This window comes from Pseudonocardia sp. Cha107L01 (assembly GCF_052566575.1).
In genome coordinates, this window is the sequence record NZ_CP199579.1 from 7,070,564 (window position 1) to 7,092,159 (window position 21,596).

Annotated in this window: 15 protein-coding genes and 4 pseudogenes; 6 read left to right on the top strand and 13 right to left on the bottom strand. The window is 65.6% G+C overall.

All coding sequences use genetic code 11. The features are described 5' to 3' along the window. Window positions 1-318: 318 nt before the first annotated feature. The 3 genes and pseudogenes from ACTXG6_RS33295 to ACTXG6_RS33305 all read right to left on the bottom strand — a co-directional run. Window positions 319-1,092 (bottom strand): annotated as a pseudogene (locus ACTXG6_RS33295) (IS3 family transposase); the annotation flags it as partial. Between the two features lie 39 nt (window positions 1,093-1,131). Further along, on the bottom strand, window positions 1,132-2,184 hold the full coding sequence (locus tag ACTXG6_RS33300; RefSeq protein WP_445183362.1) for an IS110 family transposase: 1,053 nt from the start codon (window positions 2,182-2,184) through the stop codon (window positions 1,132-1,134). A 208-nt stretch (window positions 2,185-2,392) separates the two neighbouring features. Continuing rightward, window positions 2,393-2,704 (bottom strand): transposase, encoded by a 312-nt coding sequence (locus ACTXG6_RS33305; RefSeq protein ID WP_445183363.1) that lies wholly within the window; start codon window positions 2,702-2,704, stop codon window positions 2,393-2,395. A 734-nt stretch (window positions 2,705-3,438) separates the two neighbouring features. On the opposite strand from ACTXG6_RS33305, the pseudogene merB reads away from it, so the two are divergent. Beyond that, window positions 3,439-3,766 (top strand): annotated as a pseudogene (gene merB / locus ACTXG6_RS33310) (organomercurial lyase). A 96-nt stretch (window positions 3,767-3,862) separates the two neighbouring features. Then, window positions 3,863-4,447: pseudogene (locus ACTXG6_RS33315) on the top strand (IS630 family transposase); the annotation flags it as partial. On the opposite strand, the pseudogene ACTXG6_RS33320 reads toward ACTXG6_RS33315, so the two are convergent. From ACTXG6_RS33320 to ACTXG6_RS33335, 4 genes and pseudogenes are all read right to left on the bottom strand, one after another. Then, window positions 4,443-4,796: pseudogene (locus tag ACTXG6_RS33320) on the bottom strand (transposase); the annotation flags it as partial. The pseudogenes ACTXG6_RS33315 and ACTXG6_RS33320 overlap by 5 nt on opposite strands. Before the next feature lie 503 nt (window positions 4,797-5,299). Then, window positions 5,300-6,145, bottom strand: coding sequence for an IS3 family transposase (locus tag ACTXG6_RS33325; RefSeq protein ID WP_445183364.1), 846 nt, complete (start codon window positions 6,143-6,145; stop codon window positions 5,300-5,302). A 47-nt stretch (window positions 6,146-6,192) separates the two neighbouring features. Continuing rightward, entirely contained in the window at window positions 6,193-6,483 is a 291-nt protein-coding gene (locus ACTXG6_RS33330) for a transposase (protein ID WP_445183365.1), read from the bottom strand. A 115-nt stretch (window positions 6,484-6,598) separates the two neighbouring features. Beyond that, window positions 6,599-7,483 carry an IS3 family transposase gene (locus ACTXG6_RS33335; RefSeq protein WP_445183366.1) on the bottom strand — a complete coding sequence of 295 codons (885 nt, stop codon included), beginning with the start codon at window positions 7,481-7,483 and terminating at the stop codon, window positions 6,599-6,601. Window positions 7,484-7,788: 305 nt separating this feature from the next. On the opposite strand from ACTXG6_RS33335, the gene ACTXG6_RS33340 reads away from it, so the two are divergent. After that, window positions 7,789-8,880 carry an IS110 family transposase gene (locus ACTXG6_RS33340; protein ID WP_445183367.1) on the top strand — a complete coding sequence of 364 codons (1,092 nt, stop codon included), beginning with the start codon at window positions 7,789-7,791 and terminating at the stop codon, window positions 8,878-8,880. Here ACTXG6_RS33340 and ACTXG6_RS33345 read toward each other — a convergent pair. Next, on the bottom strand, window positions 8,834-9,193 hold the full coding sequence (locus ACTXG6_RS33345; protein WP_445190160.1) for a transposase: 360 nt from the start codon (window positions 9,191-9,193) through the stop codon (window positions 8,834-8,836). The genes ACTXG6_RS33340 and ACTXG6_RS33345 overlap by 47 nt on opposite strands. A 194-nt stretch (window positions 9,194-9,387) precedes the next feature. Here ACTXG6_RS33345 and ACTXG6_RS33350 point away from each other — a divergent pair, with 194 nt between their 5' ends. Next, window positions 9,388-10,461 carry an IS110 family transposase gene (locus ACTXG6_RS33350; protein WP_445183368.1) on the top strand — a complete coding sequence of 358 codons (1,074 nt, stop codon included), beginning with the start codon at window positions 9,388-9,390 and terminating at the stop codon, window positions 10,459-10,461. Window positions 10,462-10,627: 166 nt separating this feature from the next. Here the strand turns inward: ACTXG6_RS33350 and ACTXG6_RS33355 are convergent, their stop codons facing one another. From ACTXG6_RS33355 to ACTXG6_RS33375, 5 genes are all read right to left on the bottom strand, one after another. Next, on the bottom strand, window positions 10,628-11,512 hold the full coding sequence (locus tag ACTXG6_RS33355) for an IS3 family transposase (protein WP_445183283.1): 885 nt from the start codon (window positions 11,510-11,512) through the stop codon (window positions 10,628-10,630). After that, window positions 11,509-11,796 carry a transposase gene (locus tag ACTXG6_RS33360; protein ID WP_445183284.1) on the bottom strand — a complete coding sequence of 96 codons (288 nt, stop codon included), beginning with the start codon at window positions 11,794-11,796 and terminating at the stop codon, window positions 11,509-11,511. The genes ACTXG6_RS33355 and ACTXG6_RS33360 overlap by 4 nt, the downstream gene beginning before the upstream one ends. 119 nt (window positions 11,797-11,915) lie before the next feature. Continuing rightward, window positions 11,916-12,767 (bottom strand): polysaccharide lyase family 7 protein, encoded by an 852-nt coding sequence (locus ACTXG6_RS33365; RefSeq protein ID WP_445183369.1) that lies wholly within the window; start codon window positions 12,765-12,767, stop codon window positions 11,916-11,918. 794 nt (window positions 12,768-13,561) lie between these two features. Beyond that, the gene (locus tag ACTXG6_RS33370; RefSeq protein ID WP_445183370.1) at window positions 13,562-14,674 is read right to left on the bottom strand and encodes an IS30 family transposase; all 1,113 of its coding nucleotides are present in this window, start codon (window positions 14,672-14,674) and stop codon (window positions 13,562-13,564) included. Window positions 14,675-15,494: 820 nt separating this feature from the next. Further along, window positions 15,495-16,666, bottom strand: a protein-coding gene (locus tag ACTXG6_RS33375) for an IS3 family transposase (RefSeq protein WP_445183371.1) whose coding sequence is annotated in 2 segments (ribosomal slippage) — window positions 15,495-16,402 and window positions 16,402-16,666 — 1,173 coding nt in all. Because the reading frame shifts where the segments join, the coding sequence is not laid out codon by codon here. A 231-nt stretch (window positions 16,667-16,897) separates the two neighbouring features. Here ACTXG6_RS33375 and ACTXG6_RS33380 point away from each other — a divergent pair. Beyond that, a complete protein-coding gene (locus ACTXG6_RS33380) occupies window positions 16,898-17,818 on the top strand; it encodes an AMP-binding protein (protein ID WP_445183372.1) in 921 nt (306 codons plus the stop codon). Beyond that, window positions 17,740-21,384: a Pls/PosA family non-ribosomal peptide synthetase gene (locus ACTXG6_RS33385; protein ID WP_445183373.1), complete on the top strand. Its 3,645-nt coding sequence runs from the start codon at window positions 17,740-17,742 to the stop codon at window positions 21,382-21,384. The genes ACTXG6_RS33380 and ACTXG6_RS33385 overlap by 79 nt, the downstream gene beginning before the upstream one ends. The last annotated feature ends 212 nt before the right edge of the window (window positions 21,385-21,596 follow it).

A 21,596-nucleotide genomic window follows, 5' to 3' on the forward strand; every position in this document is an offset into this window, starting at 1 on the left:
CAGTGCGCGGTGGGGTACTCGACCGTTGCAGTGGCGGACGTAGCTGGCCAGTGCGGTCCTCAGGTGTACGTTATGGCACCTGCGAGACCCCTGTCGTCGACGGCGCCCGGGAACCGCGACTCCGTCCTCAACCCTGGCAATTGGAGTTGACCCGCTTTGACGGACACGGTGGTTGTGTCGGTCAGGCCGCGTGGGTGGCGGCGGTGTTTTCGTAGGCGGCCGGGCTGAGGTAGCCCAGGGCGGAGTGCCTGGTCTGATGTTGTACCACCCTTCAATGAAGTCGAAGATCGCGGCGCGCGCGGCGGCGTGTGTGGGCCAGGATCGATGTTCGAGTAGCTCGCCCTTGATGGTGGCGAAGAACGACTCGGCCAGGGCGTTGTCCCAGCATTGCCCGGTGCGCCCGACCGAGAGCCGCACGCCCAACTCGGTCGCGGTGCCGGCGAGCTGGGCCGAGGTGTACTGACAGCCGCGATCAGAGTGGAAGATCACCCCGGCAGCGGGGCGGCGGGCGGTGACCGCGTTGCGCAAGGCCTGCTCGACCAGGTCGGTGCGCAGGTGATCAGCGGTGGCCCAGCCGATGACGCGGCGTGAGGCGATGTCGATGACGGTGGCCAGATACAGCCACCCTTGCCAGGTGCGGATGTAGGTGATGTCGCCGCACCAGCGCTGATCGAGGCCGAAGGCGTTGGGGGTGAAGTCCCGCTCGATCAGGTCCGGGCGCGTCGGTGCGGCCGGGTCAGCGATGGTGGTCTTGCGCCACCGGCGCGGGGTGCGCCCGCGCAGTCCGGCCGCGCGCATCAGCCGGGCGATCCGCTTACGGCCGTGCCGGTGGCCCTGTCCGGCGAGCTCGGCGTGTGCGCGCGGCGCCCCGTAGGAGCCATCGGAGTCAGCGTGGATCTCGGTGATCCACACAGTCAGTTCGGCATCCTCGCGTTGACGCGCGGTCCCTCCAGCGGCGAGCGCGGCGGCGTGGGCGTAGTAGGCGGACCTGGAGACCTTCAGCAGCCCACACGCGCGGGCAACGTTCCCGCCACCAGCCCCGTCGGTAGCGCTGCGCTGCTTCTCCGCCTCGATGAACGGGTAGACGTTCACCGGGTCTCCTTGATGCTCCTATGTCAAGCGCCTCGTCGTTCAGGCGGCCAGCGCGGTCACTATCGAGGCTGGGGCGGCGGCGAGCTGGTCGGTCCGCAGGGCGCTGAAGACGGTGTCGGAGAGCCGTCGCCGCAGCAGGCGCAGCGCCGCGGTCTTGTCCTTGCCGCGGGCGTGTTGTTTGGCGAGGTAGGCCGCGCCGGCGCCGATGCCACGGGCTTGGGTGATGGCGATCATGTGCAGGGCGCAGTTCATGGTCCGGTTGCCGCCGCGGTTGAGCCGGACCTTGCCCGCGCTGGCGCCGGACCAGACAGGCACGGGCGCGGTGCCGGTGAAGCGGGCGAACGCGTCCTTGTCGCGGAAGCGGTGCACCCCGGCGGTCTCTCCGATCATCACCGCCGCGGACAACACACCGCATCCTGGGATCGACAGCAAGCTGGGAGCGATCCGACGCACGAGGTCGCGTAGTTCGACCTCGAGGGCGTTGATCTGCCGGTTGAGCTCGTCGCAGCGGGCCAGCAGGTTGCGGGTCAGGCGAGCGACCACCCCGTCGACGCGGTCCAGCTCTACGCGCAGCCGCGCGACGACGCAATGACGACGCAACCCACGTGACGGAATCAGCAGATCGGGGTCGAGTTCATGCAGGTACCAGCGGATCTGTGAGGCGATCCGGGTGCGCTGCACGACCAGGTCGTGACGATGGTCGGACAGCAGCTTCACTTCCCGAGCGGGGCCGTCGAGTTCCGCGACCGGAAGATCCGGGTGCCGCAGGGCGGCCAGGGCGACCGCTTCAGCATCGATCGGATCGGACTTGCCCGGCTCCCTCGCCGCGCGGCGAGCCCCAGCCATCAGCTTGGTCGGAACACGAATCACTCGACACCCCGCGACCAGTAGATCGGCCTCCAAACGACGGGTGAGATGGCGGCAGTCCTCCAGCGCGAAGCTGACCTCGTCGAACTGGACCGACCAGCGGACCAGCTCCAAATGGCCATCGCTGTTGGTGCGGACGGTCTTCACCCCCAGGCGCCGACCCACGGCATCGACCGCGACGACGGTGTGGGTGCGCTTATGGGAATCGGTGCCGATCATGACCATGCGGGGGAACTCCTCACGCCGAACCGGAAGCAAGCAATCCCAGAACCGCGCGGAGCGGGCACGCCTCAATTCGGCTCAGTAGCAGGCTCCTATGAAGCCACGCTCCACGCGTCCTGGGCGCCCGGCGGAGCCGCACATCGAGGACAAGCCATCGCCATCGAACCGCGAGGCAGCGAAGAAACGAGCGAACCCCACCGGACGACCAAGATCATGACATTGACGCGAAGAAAGCCGTCGCCCGCTTGAGGATCTCCACGTCCTCACGCAGCCGGCGGTTGTCCCGGCGCAGAGCCGCGAGTTCCTCGCGTTCGCTGCTGGTCAAACCCCCGTCAACGCGGCTGCCCTCGTCGCGTTCGGCCTGCTTGACCCACTCCCGCACCGCGGTCTCGGTCAGGTCGAAGTCCTTCGCTACCTGGCCGACCGTGCGGTCCCCGGCGCGGCACCGCTCGACGATGTCGGACTTGAACTCCGGCGTGAACGAACGACGCGGCCGCGGCTTCTTCCTCGCCATGGTCTCCATGATGGGCATCCTCTCCAGGCCGAAGCCACAGATCGTGGATGTCCGTCACGGCGGGTCAACCCCACTTCGCACCCCGCTCACTGTGCTGAGCACCCGCGCACAACTTCTCCGACGCACCCTGCGCAGCTGGGCCGAACCCGGCTCGGTGCACGTCGAGATGGACAGGCTTGGTCGCCGACGCGCACACCCTGGGCGCGATCCTGGATGACTTCCCGCAAGCCAGCGACGCCCGCACGACTACGAGCTCGGAAACCGTGAACCTCACCGGACTGACCCACAAATCGTCGCCGCCGCGGAACCGGCCGCCCAGGCCCGCGCCATCGGACTGATGCCGCAGTGGCCGGCATGGTCGGCTCACGACCTTGCTGATCAGTGGCATCGACCCCTTCAGAACGGCCGACCAGCACGACCACGTAGTGGCATGCCGGATATACCGCGACGAATACGGCAACCCAGCACGAGCACCGTCCATCGCTCAACTGCGCGCCGCGCTCGCCGCCGTCGGAACCACTCCACCTGCGAATCCACGCCCCCAGACTGAGCCCGCCCAGCCGGATGCGCTGCTGAGCGCCTGGCGGACGCGAGCGTCACCGCTGGAACCAGTCGAGAAACCGGTACACCAGGCGATCCTGGGCGCCTTCACCACCACCGCAGGACCGCCATCGGCAACCGCCCTGGCCGCGGTCACAGCGGGTTCGGGCAGTCCAGATCGCCACCAGGCTCAGGTCTACGCGATGTGTGCCATCAACGCCCTCGGGGTCGCCCCGTTGCTCGGCGTGGACACCCGAATCGACTCCACCGACGCGACCACCGGCCAGCGAGTGACCGTCATAACGACGGAGGGACGCAACAGCTGGCAGCCACCCGGCGCAGTGGAATTCAAGGGCCACCGCCGGGAACAGGCCATCAATCAGCACCTGCTGTAGCTACCTCAATTTCTTCACCGACGAAATGTCGGCGAAGACCTGGACCACCGCTCACCACCAAGTCTCAAGCCAGATCGTCAACCAGAACCAAGCCGAAGCCCTCGCGGCAAGACTGTTCAGACCATTACTCAGCTAGCGGGTCGACGTCGTCGCGGCGGACCCGAACCGCACTACCTAGTGTTATGACGCGTGTCCGGCTTTAGTGTTCTGCTGAACGGTGGGACACTGATGCATGCCGAATCGGGTGCACGTTCTGGCTGTGTCGGAGGTTGAGCGGGCGGAACTGGAACGTCGGGTCCGGGATCGCGGCGCGCTGGCTCGTGACGTGGCTCGGGCGCGGATCGTGCTGTTATCCAGCGAGGGTTTGACCGGCCCGGAGATCGCCGAGCGGGTCAACTGTTCAGAGCCGACGGTGGTGCTGTGGCGCCGGAGATTCGCCCAGGAAGGCCTGGCCGGTCTGGCTGAGCGGCCTCGCAAGCCGCCGCCGCGCACAACGGTCACCGACGAGGTGCGTGATGAGATCCTGACCGCGACCCTGACCAGACCACCGGCGGAGTTGGGTGTCACGCACTGGTCGAGCCGGATCCTCGCCGACTGGCTACGCCGGCGCGGAACGCGGGTCTCGCACGACTCGATCAGCAGGTTGTGGCGCCGCTTCGGTATCCAGCCCTGGCGGGCCGAGACGTTCAAGTTCTCCACCGACCCGCAATTAGAAGCGAAGGTCCGCGACGTCGTCGGGCTGTATCTATACCCGCCGGACAAGGCCGTGGCGCTCTCGATCGATGAGAAGTCCCAGGTCCAGGCCCTGCAACGGCGGAAATCTCGCCCGTCGTCAAACCTTTCGCATACAACGACAACACGATCTCATCAACACTGCCGAGTCGCCGCTGCCGCTTTTTCACGATCACCGGCTCAAACGTGCCCTCACGATCCCGTGGCACCGCCACCTGGACCGGACCGACCGCATCCGAGATCACCGTTTTGATGCGGCTGCCGTTGCGCACGTTCGTGCCCTCACGACCCGGCTGATCACCGTGTTTCGAGTGGCCGAGGTGCTCAGTGATCTCCGCGGTTAACGCGGTCTCCAGGACCGTCTTAGTCAGCTGCTTGAGCAGCCCGTCCGGGCCGGTCAACGCCAGCCCCTGTTCCTGCGCTTGCGCCACCATCGCCGCAACCAGCTGCTCCTGAGCACTCGCCGGCTTGCTGGCCTTCGTCTTCGACGTCCGCGTTGTCACAGGCGTCAACTGTCATCACACTCCGTGCCCATCCCGCCGGACCTCAGCCCGGCGCGTCAGGCCGAAAACACCGAAGATCGAACAGTCCCGAGCCCGCCCAGAATGATTGACTCAGGGGAACACATGTTTCTATATCGTGGGCAAGTGGCAATCCCCTGAAACCGTAGAGACTTCAGTTGGTGTGATCTTGTAGTTGGGTTGTGTCGTTCGCGTCGCGTGCCAGTCGGGCAGGCGCTGGCCTGCCCGCGCTGTGCGCCGGTTGGGGGCCGTCGAGGCTCCGAGGTCAAGGGCGGCCGTAGGCCGTCGCGGCAGCGATCGCGTCAGCGACCCTTGAGGTTGGAGGTGCGGTCCCCGTATCCTGCGCGGCGCGTAATGGGATTCAGCGGCGGCGCAGCTGAGCTTCCCCCCGAGGCACGGACACCTCCGGTGTGGGGTCAGCGTTCCTGGTCTGACCGGGTGCGGAGGGTCTCGAAGGTGATCGGGCTGTGCATTCCGATGCTGGAATGGCGCCTGTTGGGGTTGTACCAGCACTCTATCCATTCGAATACCGCGTTGGCAAGCTCGTCGCGGGTCTGCCACTGTTTCGAGTCGAGTAGTTCCAGTTGCATCGTTCCCCAGAACGATTCCATCATCGCATTATCGTAACAATCGCCGATTGTGCCCATTGAGGCGAGCAGTCCGGCCTCGCGGAGCCGTTTCCCGAAGGCCCATGAAGTGAATTGTGAGCCGTGGTCGGAGTGCAGCACGGTCTGACCGTCGGCGCCTTCCTTTGCGGGTCGTCGGCGGATGATGGCCATGCCGAGCGCGTCGGTGACGAGTTCGGTGCGCATGTGGTCGGCGATGGACCAGCCGACGATCACTCTGGAATAGGCGTCGAGTACCGCGGCGCAGTAGATTTTCCCTTCTTCGGTGTGGTGTTCGGTGATGTCGGTTACCCATAGGCGGTTCGGTTCGTCGGCGACGAACTGGCGGTTGACGAGGTCGGTGCTGGCTGGGGCGTCGGGGTCGCGGACGGTGCAGCCGTGGCGTCGTCGCCGGTAGAGGCCCTGGATGCCGGCCTCGCGCATCAGTCGGGCGACCCGCTTGAGGTTCACCGGCAGTCCGAGACCGATCGTCAACTCGGCGTGCACGCGCGGTGAACCGTAGGTTCCGCGGGACTCGTGGTGAATCTGGCGGATCTGTTTGAGCAGCAACTCGTTCTCCTGGACACGTGGCGAATCGAGACGACCGAGCCAGTCGTAGTAGCCGGATCTCGACACATTGAGCACCCTGCAGGTCACCGCGACATCAATGTTGTCGTCGGCGAGTTCACGGACCAGCGGGAATACTACTTTGGGAGAACATTCTCCCGGGCAAAGTACGCGGCCGCCCGCTTGAGGATCTCAACCTCGACTTCCAGGCGACGCTTATCCCGGCGAAGCTCGGCGAGCTCCTTCTTCTCGGCGCTCGTCAGCTGTGTCGCGCTGCCTGATTCGTCGACCTCGGCTTGGGCCACCCAGTTCCGCAGGCACGACTCGGAAATACGCAGATCCTTCGCCAACTCAGCGAATGACTTGGACCGCTCACGGGCCAACTCGATGGCACGACGACGGAACTCGGGAGGGTGAGGAGGCGGCACGACAACATCCTTCCTGGTGGCCGAAGCCACCTCAGGTCGGGTGTCCGTGCTCAGGGGAGAAGCTCACAGCCGCCTCCGTTGTGGTTGTGGTTGTGCTTGTGGGTGAGCATCTCGCTCAGGCCACCTCGGTGGCAGGGTCGTCGGGTTGGGCCAGCTCGTAGTCGATCGGGGAGATCATCCCGACGGAGGAGTGCCGTCGGGTGCGGTTGTACTCATCGATCCAGGCCGCGACCCGCCGCCGAGCGGCTGCCTTGGTCGGGAATTCTTCGCACGAGCGCAGCTCGAACTCCAGGGTGGAGTGCCACGACTCGATGACCGCGTTGTCCAGCGCCGATCCCGGCCGGCCCATTGATTGGCGGATGCCCAGTCGTATACAGGCCGCGCGGAACATCCCGGCGGTGTATTCGCTGCCCTGGTCGGTGTGCAATACCACCTCGGCCACTTGCCCGCCGCGCACCGCGACCGCCATCGCCAACGACCCGTAGGCCAGCTCGGCATCGTGGTGCTCGCTCAAGGCGAACCCGACGATGCGCCGCGAGCACACGTCCAGCACGCTGGCCAGTTGCAGTTTGCCTTCGGCGGTGTCGATCTCGGTGCCGTCACCGAACCAGCGCTGGTTGATCCGCCGTGCGGTGAAGTCCCGTTTGACCAGGTCCGGGGCGCGCCAGCGGCCCTTGCCCGGGCGGGTGGTGCCCCGCCGGTGATGTTTCGCCCTGGCCCGCAACCCTTGCTCGGCCATGAGCTCCGCGACGGTGTTCTGGGAGACCCGCCAGCCCATGTCGCGTAGATCCGCGGTGATCCTCGGTGCGCCGTAGGTGCCCCGGTGTTGGGCGAACAACGCCGCTACCAGCACGGCCTGCGCCCGCCGCCGCGCTCGCCGGGGCGAGGCGTCGCCGTGGCGCCACTTGTAGAACCAGGCCTGCGACACCCCCAACGCCCGGCACGCCACCGCGTGCGGAACCCCGTGTTCGGCCCTCTGGGCCGCGATGAACCCGGCCACGACTACCGCCGACCCGTCGCGTCCTTGACCCAGAGGGCCACCGAGCGCTTGAGCACTGTGAGGATGATCAGGTACCGCCGCGACCGTGGGTCTGACCCGGCTTGAGACTGGCCGCGGTGCCTTGGTGATGATCGGTCGGCCTGCCGGTCGCGGCGGTGCTTGCTGCCACCGGGCCGGCGGGTGCGTGTCCCGATAGGGGCCTTGCCGCGAACAGGGCACCGTCACAGTCCTGACCGCACCGCACCGGCCCGGTGACGGCCAATCCGCTCCCCACACTGCCAGGAGACGAACGACCGGTGCCCAGCATGCCCCAGCCCAACCAGCCCGACCAGACCAATGCCGGCGAAGAGGTGATCCTCGGGATCGACACCCACAAAGACGTGCACGCCGCAGTCGTGATCAGCCTGCTCGGTGTGGTGCTGGGCAGGCGCAGTTTTCCGACCACCGCGGGCGGCTACGAGTCCCTGCTGGGCTGGGCGCGCGGGTTCGGGGCCCTGCGCCGGGCCGGGGTGGAGTGCACCGGCTCATATGGCAAGGCCCTGGCCCGGCACCTGCGTGCCACCGGCGGCATCGCGGTGATCGAGGTCAACAAACCCGACCGAGCCACTCGGCGCCGTCGCGGCAAGACCGACACGATCGATGCCGAGGCCGCCGCCCGCGCGGTGCTCTCCGGTCAGGCCACGGCGACCGCGAAGAGCAGCGACGGGGACGTGGAGATGTTGCGGCTGTTCAAGCTGGCCAAGTCCTCGGCGATCAAGTCACGCACCCAGACGATCAACCAACTCCAGAGCGTGCTGATCGGTGCCGACCCTGAGCTCCGCGATGAGCTGGCCGCCCTGAGCACCAAAGCGCTGGTGCGCCACTGCGCCGCCCTGACCGTCCCGGCCACCACCGACCTCGCCGGCGCGACGTTCTACACGCTGCGGTTGCTGGCCCAGCGCATCCAGGCCCTCTCCGCGGAGATCGCCGAGCTCGACGGCAAGCTTGCTCGGGCCGTCCACCGGCGCGCCCCCAAGCTGCTGGGGCAGATCGGGATCGGCCCAGACTGCGCCGCCGAGCTGCTCATCGCCGCCGGGGACAACCCGGAACGGATGACCCACGAGGGCTCCTTCGCCGCGCTGTGCGGCACCAGCCCGGTCGAGGCCTCCTCGGGCAAGACCAACCGGCGCCGGCTCAACCGCGGCGGCAACCGGAAGGCGAATTCCGCGCTCTACATGATCGTGATCACTCGGCTGCGCTGGTGCCCCCGCACCCGCGCCTACGTGCAACGTCGCATCGCCGAAGGACTGTCCAAACGCGAGATCATCCGCTGTTTGAAGCGCTACATCGCCCGCGAGGTCTACCAGATCATCATCGAGCCGGAAAGTGGCCCGAGATCACTCCACCACGCCGCTTGACAAACATAGGGGCATCATCACGCTCCATCGCCAGCTCGGCGTTCTCCCGCCGCAGCCGGGCCAACTCGATCCGCTCGTCCTCGCCGAGTCGACCGTTACCGTCCTTGGCCTGACGGTCCAAAGCCACCCAGTTGGCCAGCGTGCCCGGGTTGATCCCCAGGTCCTTCGCGATCTGCGCGATCGGGCGCCCGGTCTCGCGGACCAACCGGACCGCGCCCTCCTTGAAATCCTGATCTGTGAGTGTCGTTGCGGTACTCCTGGATGGAGAACCACCAGGCTCGGTGCCGGTGACCCGACGTGACTCAATCCTGATCTGGCCGCTTCAGCGTGCCCTTCGTTTGACCTGTCGGTCGTGGTTGCCGGCACCAGCCTGGCCCCACCAGTTGGCTTGATTAGAAGCATGTCCGCGCGAGCGTGACCCGTCACAGATCTGCCACCACGGTGACCCTCATCCAGGCCGGTGCCGACGTTGACCGCAACCCCTGGAAGGGCCCTCGGCCAGTGGTAATGCTCTCAGAAGTCACCGATGCAGTCATCGGTGCCGATACCCACCGCGACACTAACCAGCTCGAGATCGCTTACCCCAGCGGCGCGGTGATCGCCACCGCCTCGTTCGGCAACCACAACGCCGGCCATGCCGAGGCGTTGGCTTGGGTGTTCGACCATGCTCCTGGACCGAGGCTGGTGGTCTCGATCGAGGGGACCCGTAGCTACGGCGTCGGGCTGGGCCGCGCCGCGGCCGCCGTCGGGCTACCGGTGATCGAGGCCGAGCAACCCCGCCGCAAGACCCGCCGAGGCAAGGGCAAGTCCGACCCGATCGACGCGCATCTGGCGGTGCTGTTCGCTCTCGGCCTCGAGGTGAACAAGCTGCCCACCCCACGCGCGGACGGAGACCGGGAGGCCCTGCGTATCCTGCTGTGCGCGCGGGAGGATCTGACCACCACCAGCACCGCGCAGACCAACCGTCTCAAGGCGTTATTGCGAGATGGGGGCGACGCTGACCGTCGTCTCGCCTGCGGGAAACTCACCGCCGCCATGTTGTCTGAGCTGGTGAAACGTCGCCAACCTCGGGAGGCCAGTCGAGCCCAGGCCGTGCGTCACGCCGAGATCCGCCGCCTGGCCCTCGCACTACGCGAGGCCGCCCGGGCGCTGACGGCCAACAAGGCTGAGCTAGCCGCGATCGTCAACGACCTCGTTCCAGCGCTAACTGACCGGTGTGGGATCGGGCCGGTCACCGGCGCGCAAGCGATCGTCTCGTTCTCCCACCCCGGGCGGTGCCGTAACGACGCCGCGTACGCCGCCCTCGCCGGCACCAGCCCGATCGAGGCCTCCAGCGGGCGCACCGTGCGCCATCGACTCAACCGGGGTGGCGACCGAGCGCTCAACAGGGCCATCCACGTCATCGCCAACACCAGGATCCGCAGCGACCCCGCCACCCAGGCCTACGTGGCCCGGCGCACCACCGAAGGCAAGACCCCCAGGGAGATCCGGCGCTGCATCAAGCGCTACATCGCCCGCCAGCTCTTCCGCACCCTCACCACCGCGATGGCTCCCGCCACCGTCGCTGCACCCAGCCTATGAATCAGCGCCCGAACGGCCCTGGCCGCGCCAGCTCACACGACAGGAGGAACCCACATCAAACGGTCTTGACACACATAGAAGCGTCAAACTTCCGCCGTGACTCCGCCATCGCCCCCACCTCCTCTAAGGCGATGTCTGGACTGTTCCCGATTTCATTGACACTGGTTTAGGCTGCCAGTTCGGTAAGTTTTCTGAACCCTAGCTCGTATTCGATGGGTGTCAAGTAGGCGAGTGTGGAGTGTCGCCTGCGGCGGTTGTAGTAGCTTTCGATCCAGAGGAATGTCTGTTGTTGTACTTCGGTCGCACCGCTCCATGGCCGGGTGTGGATGAGTTCTTTCTTGTAGGTTGCGAAGAATGATTCGGCGACCGCGTTGTCGAAACAAGTAGCGCGCCGACCCATTGAGCGCTGTACGCCGTTCTCGGTGCAGAAGTTAGCGAATTCTCGGGACGTATATTGACAGCCTCGGTCGCTGTGGAATATGACCCCGGCCAGGGGTTTACGGGTGACCAGTGCCGCGGCGAGGGCCTCGACGATGAGGCTGGTGCGCAGGTGATCGGCGACGGCGTAGCCCACCACTTTGCGGGAGTGCAGGTCGATCACAGTCGCGGTGTAGACCCAGCCGTCGACTGTCTGGACGTAGGTAATGTCGCCACACCAGCGGGTGTCGGGTGCGTCGGCAGTGAAGTCCTGGCCGATCAGGTCTGGGGCGTCGATAGGGCGTAGACCTGCGACGGTGGTCTTCTTCCAGGCTCGGGGGTGGCGTCCTTGCAGGCCGGCGGCACGCATCAGGCGCCAGACCCGCTTGGGAGCGGTCCGCACGCCGCGCACGACCAGCTCAGCCCAGACCCGGCGCACCCCGGGGTGGCCGTGCAGGTCTTGGTGGATCTCGCGGATGGTCTCGGTGAGCTCGGCGTCGGTGCGTTCGCGCTGGCACGGCCCTGAGGTCAGCCATCGGTAGTAGCCCTGCCGGATCACTCCGAGCTGGTCGCACATGAACGTAACCGAAAACTGCTCATCGGTTGCCCAGTCCGCGATCGCCGCGTATTTCACGGCTGTTCCTTCGCGAACCAGGTGGCAACTTTTTTTGCGAAGTCCCGCTCCATCTTCACAATGGCGATCTCTTTACGTAGCCGTATCAGTTCGGCACGTTCAGACTCGGACAAGTCCTTGTCAGGAGTGCGACCGGACTCTCTTGCTGACTTCACCCATTTACCCAACGTCATCTCGTGGACGCCGATACTTTTCGCTACCTCAGCGATAGTGCGGCCGGAATTGAGCACGAGGCTAACGGCCTGGTCCTTGTACTCCTGGGTGAAGTGTCGGCGTGTCGCCACGCGAGTACCTCCGCTGCGATCAGCGGCAGTCTACGACCGGCTGTCTACAAGATCGGGAACGGTCCAGTCTCCACGTTACGAGGGGAAGCCCACTGGTGTGCGTCTGTCATGGGTTGACGTCAGGGGTTGGTGGATTGTTGGGCGAGGCGGTGGAAGACGACCCGGCCGCCGTCCTGGGGTCCGCTAGAGCTGTTGGCTTGCTGGTAGTCGCCAGCCTGGAAGCGGACCGTCTTGCCTAGGAACTTGGTGGGGACGGGTGCGGTGCTCTGGCGGGTTTGGCCGTTGTAGGTGGCGGAGAAGGTCATGCTGCCGTTGCCCAGGTCGGTGATGGTGTAATCGAGTTGGTTATTGAGCCCGACGTTGTCCAGCAGCGGGTAGTTGATCAGCTTTTTGCCTTTGCCGACCTGCTTGACCACGACCCGCAGCTTGTTGTCCTGCACGCGCAGCATCACGTACGGGACGGAACTGATCGGGCCGGCCCCGTGGATCTGGCCCAGGATGATGCCCCCGCCGTCTTGGGGTAGCTGCAGCAGAGTCAGCGAGGCGGCCAGGGTGTGGACCCCGGTGCCGGCGCTGAAGTAGTGGAGGCTCTGCAGCTCGGTGCGCGGGTGGGTGGAGTTCTTGGTGGTCGCCCCGGAGGTGGGTGCCCAGAACATCAACCCACCGTCGGGGAGGGCGGTCATCCACGGCTCTTTGAAGGCCGCCGGTTCGATCGAGGCGGCATCACCTTTGTCGTTTGCCTCGGGCAGGCTCAGCTTCCAGCCGGACAGAGCGATCCCAGGCGGCGGAAGCGGTGGTGGGCTCGCGGGCGTCGCGGGTGCGGCGGTCTGGGATTCGGACGCGCCGCCGCCGGAGTGGGCCAGGGTGATCCACAGTCCGCCGCAGAGCAGGACTCCCAGGACCATGGCGATGGCGACCCATCGGCGGTCACGCAGTACCGAGAGCTTGCTGGGGAGTCCTTGCCTTTTCACCGAGCCCACCGTAGCCCGAGCACTGAGCGTGTCCGCGCGGGCTGTCCTTTGACGAGGGACACTCGCGCTGGCGAGGTCACAGGCCTCGCGTGCGGGATCAATGGGCAAGGGGATCAGGTTATGTATGTGCAGGTCACCGTTGATGGTGTGCCGCGCGGCCCGGTTACAAGCCGCGCGTGGCCTTTGACCAGGATGATGATCCCGATCCCGATGACCACTCCGGGTAGCAACAGGTGACCCCAACGCGACAGTGCTCGGGCGATCAGCGGGCGGGTCGCGAAGAACCAACCCAGGGCGCACCACAGGGCCACCAGGGACCAGGGAAACCGCCGCGAAGACGGTCAACGAGGCGGTCCCGGCGGCGAACACCGGCATGTAGACCCCGATATTGTCCCTTCCATTGGCGAGCGTGACCGCCGCGACCGTGAGCACGCCGGCCCCGCCGCTCCCGGCCGGTGTTGCGTCCTCGTCGTCTGAGCGCCGGGTTTCGCGCCAGGTGCGCCAGGCCGCGCGCAGACCGAGACTGAGCGGGGATGTCGCCGATGTTGGTAACAGCGCACATGACCAATGCCTGGCTGATCGTTGCCCACACGTCTTTCAGATCCTCTTCTTCCCTGCTCAATAGAGCGGTCAAGCTCGATCCTGTCAGCATCACTACACGACCGCGTACGGCAGCCGGACGGGCTATCGATGGCGATGAATCGTTGATAGCTACGTCGCGCTGGGCGGGATGCGCGACGTCCCATGTCGACGGCACGTGAAAACTGAACAGGGCGTGGCATGGCCGGTTCTAGTCAACGTCGCAACACTGGCTGGTTCGGCGAGGTTAGCAACTCCGCGAAAAGGTCAGCTGGAGCACGGTCGTTGAGGACCACTCGTGGGCGTCTGTTGATCTCGTCCTCGACTGCGCGCAGGTGCTCGGGTGTGTGGGCGGATAGGTCGGTCCCCTTCGGAAAGTACTGGCGCAGCAGGCCGTTGGCGGTCTCGTTCGACCCCCGTTGCCAGGGCGCGTGCGGATCGCAGAAGTAGATCGGGATCGACAGCGTGGCTGTGATGTCGTTGTGGCGGGCCATCTCGGTGCCCTGATCCCAGGTGATAGAGCGCAGCAGCCAAGGGGGCAGGTCGCCCAGTCGCTGTGCGAGCGCGTCATGCAGCGTTTGAGAGTCGCGCTGAGGAAGATGCAGCAGTCGGATCATCCTGGTGGTGCGCTCCACCAGTGTGCCGATCGACGAGCCTTGGTCCTTGCCGACGATCACGTCGCCCTCCCAGTGGCCTGCCTCGGTTCGGTCGGTCGGAGGAAACGGCCGCTGATGGATCGAGCGCATTGGCTGAGCGAACCGAGGGCGCCGTTGCGCGGGGCGCTGATGGGCTCGGCGGTGATCACGCCCGGTCCGCAGCGGTGAACGGTGCACAGGCGCCACCTTCGGCGGACGCACAAGTCGGAAGCCGGGCTGGTAAATCGCCTGGTAGATGCTCTCGTGACACAAGCGCATACCTGGCTCGTCCGCGTAACGGGCGCGTAGATGCCGAGCGATTTGCTGCGGACTCCATCGCTGCCTGAGCAGCTCGTCCACCAGCTGCCGCAGCACGGTGTTTGTCTGCAGACGCCCGCGGCGGTGGCGGGCCCGGCGGCCAACGGCCCGGCGGTGTGCGTCGAACGGACGGTAACCGCCGTCCTTGCGACCGTTGCGACGCAGCTCCCGCGAGATCGTCGACGGTGACCGGCCGATCCGCTCGGCGATGCCTCGGACGCTCACACCGGCATGGCACAGATCAGCGATTTCGATCCGTTCGTCCTGGGACAGGTAGCGGGCGCTGATCTCCCGCACGGCGAGACGGTCCAGCGCCGGGACGAACCCGGCCACCAGACCGTTGCGGTAGGTCTTGTAGCCGCGCGACCAGTTCATCCCGGACGTGCGGGACGCACCGACCTCTCGGGCTGCGGCGCAGATGCTCCACCCGCGAGCACGCAACTCCATGAACCGCCGGCGCTTAGCCGACTGGGGGCGCCGACCGGGCCCCTTCTTAACACGACGCGTCGAAGACAACACGACCTCCAAACGAGCGAGGAAGTGTTGCGACGCTCAGTAGAGACCGCCTTGCCGACAACTGCTCAAGATTCAGTTGCCGTTGACAGTCCCACACGCCACGTGAAGAACCGCCGTGCCCTCTCGCGCCGAGATCCTGAGGAACTCACGCCTCACAGGGACCGCCACGCACAGCGGCGCTGACGCGGTGTGGCACACCAAGTGCCCTCGGCGGGGTCGCCGATCCGGTCAATGCTGCATTGCGCACCGCCGGCGACACTGATGCTCGTGCTGGCGGTATTGACCGGTTGCTCGGGTGGGCGGCCACTCCCCCCGCCTCGACCGCCCAGCATTCAAGCCCCAATTCCCCACGAAACCACCGGACTCGGGGTGTCGTTAAGGAGCGTGGCAGGAAGTGTATGAGCAGGCGTTCTCGCTGTTCAGGTTCTCGCTGGCATGGATGACCGCCGAGGGCGTCCTCGGGTTGATCGCCGGGGGCGCCGCCGCATCGATCGCGTCGAACAGTGCTGCTGACGGTCGCCGCCCACCCACGACGACCGTGGCGGCTACCTGGACCGGGACCGGATTCACACTGGAAGGTGGCCAGGACGCCTTCCGCTACACGTGCTGGCTCACTGGAGCGGACCGTGCTGGGTGTCTGGGCTGCCCCGCGTTTTTCGGATAGCTATTATTCGTGTTGTTATGCCGCTTGCCGCTGATTTTGGTACTCGTTGTAGGCCTCTCGTGGAGTTCGGTAGGCCAGCGCCGAGTGGAGACGCTTGAGATTATAGCGGAACTCGATGTATCGGGTTACATCCTTTCGGGCGTGTTCTCTTGTAGGGTAGGCGGTGCGGTTGACGCGCTCCACCTTCAGAGTGGCGTTGAACGATTCGGCGAGGGCATTGTCGAAACATGAGCCTACTCGGCCGACTGATTGTCGAATGTCGAGTTGAGCCGCCGCCTCGGCGAAGGCCTGGCTCAGATATTGGGATCCGTGATCGCTATGGAAAATCGCTTCGCTTTCTAGGTCGTAGTTTCGGGAGGCCATGCGGAGCGCGTCGATGACGAGTTCGGCGCGCATATGCTCGGCGATCGCGTAGCCGATGCATTCTTTGGTGCAGCAGTCGATCACGGTTGCCAGGTAACAGAACCCCTGCCATGTCGGCAGGTACGTGATATCACCGACGAGCTTCTTGCCCGGCGCGTCGGCGGTGAAGTCGCGACCCACCAAGTCGGGGATGCTCGCGGCGCCCTCGCCGGCTTGGGTCGTGGTCGGACGCCACGGTCGTGGCTGGCAGGTGACCAGATCCAGCTCAGACATGAGGTCGCGGACCATCTCCGGTCCGCATACCTCGCCCTGGCGGGCCAGGGCCGCGTGGACCCGCCGATAGCCATACGTCCCGTCCGACTCCTCGAAGATCGCCTGGACGAGCGCGCCCAGTCGTGCGCGACGGATCGCCGTGTGTGAGGCAGGCCGGTCTCGCCAGGAGTAGAAACCTGAGGTCGACACACGCAACCAGCCGCACATTGTCTGAATGGGGTAGTGCGCCTTCTCCGCCTCGATGAACGAGTACTTCTCGCTCACCGATACTCCTGGGCGAAAAAGGCCGCTGCCTTTCCCAGGAACTCGGTTTTCATGCGCAATTCCCGGTTCTCGCGCTCGAGTTCCCGCAGGCGTGCTCGCTCTGGCATAGTCAACGGTGGCTCGTCGCTGGCATGCTCGGCGCGATACTTGTTGACCCAGTTCCCGAGAGTGCCTTCGTGCACGCCTATCTCGCGGGCAACCTCAGCGACAGGACGCGAGGTGTCGACCACAAGTCGAACCGCCTCAGACTTGAACTCCGGGCTGAATCTCCGGCGCTTCTCCCGCATCGATCTTCCTCCAATTCGGACGGAACCTTATTGGGTCCGCTATCCGAAATGTGGGAGGCACGCCAGTCCGCACCCCGAGACGGTTGTGGGTCGTTGGCCAGGGTGAGGGAGCACGGGACACGTGTGATGCCGACCGGAATGAGCAGGCGGGGACGGTGTTCAGGTGAGGACGGTGTCCAAGTGGGGTAAGGGGATTGTGTGACTGCGATCGGGTCTTGTGATTCCTCCTTCATGGAGGAGCCTGCGGCGTTTGTGTTGTTCGCGGAGGGCGAGGCGCAGGGCCACCGGACGTACGACGCGGAGCGGTTGGATCATGTTTTTGAGGAGAAATGTGACTGGATCACCCAGTACGGGCGGGTCGGGCACTTGGCGGTGGATTCCGAGGATCTGCGGCTGACCTACGATCAGCTGGACCGCAAAGCCAACCAGCTGGCCCGGTACCTGCGGTTGCGGGGGGTCAAGCCCGGTGACCGGGTCGCGCTGTTATTCGACAGGAACGCTTACTCCTACATCGGCATGCTCGCCGTGCTGAAGATCAGCGCCGCGTACGTACCCCTCGATGTGGCTTTCCCACCCGACCGGATGGCCTACATCTGCGAAGACGCCAACGCCACCTTCCTGCTGTCGATGTCCCACGTACCGGCAAAGGTCGAGGACTTCGACTCGATCACAGCGAACGGGGCCGAGACCATCTTCATTGACTCCGCGGCGGCGTTGATCGACGACTACGACTCCCGGCGCCTGCTCGTCGCCGAGCGCGGCTTCCACAAAGACCAGCTCGCCTACATCATCTACACCTCGGGCTCGACCGGCCGCCCCAAAGGTGTGGCCATCGATCACCCTTCCATCTGCAATTTCGTTCGCGTCGCCGCCGAGGTGTATGGCATCCGTCCGCATCACCGGATGTATCAGGGGTTGACGATCGCGTTCGATTTCTCCTTCGAGGAGATCTGGGTGCCCTGGGCATCCGGTGCGACGCTGGTCCCCAAACCCCCGGGCAGGAGCCTGCTGGGAGCGGCCTGCACGAGTTCCTCACCGAACGCGGTGTCACCGCGATGTGCTGCGTACCGACGTTGCTGGCCACCATCGAGGACGACTTACCCGCGATGCGGTTCCTGCTGGTCTCCGGCGAGGCGTGTCCGCAGGACCTGATTGCCCGCTGGTGGCGCCCGGACCGCCGGTTTTTGAATGTCTACGGCCCCACCGAGGCCACCGTCACCGCGACCTGGACTGAGCTGCATCCGGATAAGGCGGTGACCATCGGGGTGCCGCTGCCGACCTATTCCACGGTGATCCTCGACGTCGAGGGTCCCTACCGGGGCTTGCCGCGTGGCGAGGTCGGGGAGATCGGTATCGCGGGTATCGGGTTGGCCTGTGGTTACCTCAACCGCGACGACCTGACTGACAACGCGTTCATCCCGGACTTCATCGGTATCCCGGGGAACCCGTCGGGGCGGATTTACCGCACTGGTGACCTAGGTCGGGTCAATGACGACCTCGAGATCGAGTATTTGGGCCGGATCGATCTGCAGGTCAAGATTCGGGGTTACCGCATCGAGCTGACCGAGATTGAGTCGGTACTGCTGCAGGTCCCCGGGATCGCTCAGGCTGTGGTCGACACCTACAAACCGAACCCCGAGACCATCGAGCTGGTCGGCTACTACAGCCTGCGCACAGACACGGCCCACGTCGACGAGGAAGTGATCAAAGCCGCGTTGCGTGAACGGCTGCCCTCCTACATGGTGCCCGCCTACCTTGAACACCTCGAGGTCATCCCCATGACCCCCCAAGACAAGGCCGACCGCAAAAATCTGCCCCCACCGCGCCAACGCGGCGCCGCACCCCAGGGCGAACATGTGGCCGCCGCGACCGACGGCCAACGCGCCCTCGCCTTGGCACTGGGCGAAACTCTCGGCATGGCCGAGGTCTCCGTCGAGAGCCACTTCTTCGGCGACCTGGCCGCGAACTCCCTGCTCATGGCCCAGTTCTGCACCCGGGTCCGCAAGCTCGGGACGCTGCCGCCGATCTCGATGAAGCAGATCTACCTCAACCCGACCATCCGCGAGCTCGCGTCGGCCCTGGGTGATGCGCCGGCCGGGCAGCCGGACGCCGGCACTGCGAACATTCCGGTGGCCCGGGCCACCAAGGTCGGGTACGTGGTGTGCGGTGCCGCGCAGCTGGGGGTGTTCCTGGTGGCCGCCTATCTGAGCGCGCTGGTGCTCGACGTCGGGTACGTATGGGTCTCCGGTGCCGTCGGGCTGGTCGCTGGCTGCGAGCGGGCCGCGGTGTTCACCACAGCCAGCTATGTCGGGTTGTGTCTGCTGCCGATCGTGGCGAAGTGGGTGCTGGTGGGTGCGTGGCGGGCCCAGGAGATCCGGCTATGGAGCGCGGGTTATCTGCGTTTCTGGCTGGTAAAGGTGATCATCCAGACCAACCCGATGGTCGCGTTCGCCGGTTCCCCGCTGTTCACGTGGTACTTGCGGGCGCTGGGCGCGAAGATCGGTCGAGACGTGAGGATCTACTCACGCCTCGTTCCTGTTGCCACCGATCTGATCACCCTTGGTGACGGGGTGGTCATCCGTAAAGACACCTTCTATAACGGTTACCGTGCCGTCGCGGGCGCCCTGCAGCTCGGTCCGGTCGTCGTCGGCCGCGACGGGTATGTGGGGGAGAAGACCGTCCTGGACATCGACACCTTCATCGGTGACGGTGGTGCCGTCGGACACTCCTCAGCATTGCAGTCCGGGCAGTCGGTGCCGCCGCGACAGACCTGGCACGGCACCCCAGCCGAACCGACCACCACCGACTACCGCACAGTTCCCACCCTCGAGAGCTCACGGCTGCGCGCGTTCGGCTACAGCGTCGTGCAGGTGCTGGCCATCCTGGTGCCCGGCACCATCGTGATGGCGCTGTTCTCCGCAATTGACCCGGCCGAAGCGAGACTTGACACCATGCTGGGTTTCGATGCCACTGGCCTGAGGACCCCGGCGTCCTATCTGTTCATGATGGCGGCCTCGCTGCTGGTGTTCCTCGCCGCGCTCGGCGTCGGGTTGGTGTTCATCGTGGCCGTTCCCCGGGCGCTGCACCGGTTCATCACCGCGGGCACGGTCTATCCGCTCTACGGGTTGCACTACGTGCTCCAACAGATCATCACCGGTGTCACCAACGCGACCTTCTACATGGACCTGTTCGGCGACAGCTCCGCGGTGGTGCACTACCTGCGCGCGATCGGCTACAAAATGGGCCAGATTATTCAAACCGGCTCCAACTTCGGCGCCACCCTCAAACAGGATTCGCCGTTCTTGAGTCGAATCGGCGCCGGAACGATGGTGTCGGACTCGTTGTCAATCGTGAATACCGACTACTCAGCGACATCATTCCGGGTGTCACAGGTCACCATCGGAGACCACAACTTTTTGGGCAACAACATCGCGTACCCCGCCCAGGGGCGCATCGGTGACAATGTCCTGCTCGCCTCGAACGTGTTGGTCCCGATCGACGGGCAGATCCGCGAGAACGTCGGCTTGCTCGGCTCCCCACCGTTCGAGATCCCCCGCTCGGTTCACCGGGACAGCGACTTCGATTTGCTCGACGACCCCGCCGAGATCCGTCGGCGGGTCTCGGCGAAGAACCGCTACAACACCGTATCGGCGATGCTGTTCCTGATGGTGCGGTGGTGCCAGCTGTTCAGCGTCATCGTGATCATCACACTGGCGGTCGCGTTCGAGGCCCACTACGGCGCCCTGGCCTTCACCACCGCAACGGTTCTGATCATGGTAACCAACCTCGCGATCGTGGTGTTCGTCGAACGGGCCGCCTGGTGGTTCCGGCGCTTACGTCCGGAACTCTGCTCAATCTACGAACCCTACTTCTGGCGCCACGAACGCCTCTGGAAGCTGCTGGCCACCCCCCCATTCAACGGCACCCCGTTCAAAAACATCCTCTGGCGTCTCCTCGGCGTGCGGATCGGGCGGCGAGTCTTCGACGACGGCTGCTCCATTCCCGAGAAAACCCTCGTTACCATCGGTGACGACACGGTCCTCAACGCCGGCAGCGTCATCCAATGCCACTCCCTAGAAGACGGCGCCTTCAAATCCGGGCACACCACCCTCGGAGCACGAGTCACCCTCGGCGTGGAGGGCTTCGTGCACTACGGCATCACCATGGGCGACGACTCGACCCTGGACACCCACGCATTCCTGATGAAGGGAGAGGAGACCGGTCCCGGGGAACGGTGGCACGGCAACCCCGCCCACCCTGGACCCGCGGTCGGGTCTGACAGATCACATGGCGGGACCAGCAAGCAGCGGACCGAGCTGCGCCCGGCTCGCACAGTCCTCGCCGGAATTCTCCTCGCTGCACTGACCCTCGCAGGTATAGCGACCGCGGTCGCCGCGACCCGCAACCCCACCGCGCCGTCGGTGGCATCGGTGCCCAACTCCACGACCCCATCCCCCGATCGGCCGACTACAGCTGCGCCAAACCTGGCCCCGTCACACACCATTCGGCCGAACCCCCTCACGCCGGCCGAAGGTTGTCAACCGTCAATCTGCGGCACCCGCGCGCCCCGAGCCTCGAAAGGGAATCCAGAGGGCCCCGGCCCCCACTGCCAGAAAGCTCCGGCCACATCCCCCCGCTGCGCACCAGCCAAACCCGCCGCCGCGCGCGGTATCAACACAGCTCCCGATACCACCCCGTTCAACACGCCGTCGCGATAATCCAACCAACCAAACCGACCCGCGTCGGGCCACCCGCGCATCGACTCCCGAATCACCACACACGTTCGACGGGCAGCTTTACCCCCGACCATCACCGATGGTAATCATCCGCCGCCGAAATGTCGGGATCGGTCGACCCGTGGGCCCCGTCGGAGTGAAGCCGGCACCTCGCGCGGGCGGTAGGTGACTAAGCGTAGACGCAATAGGTGAGA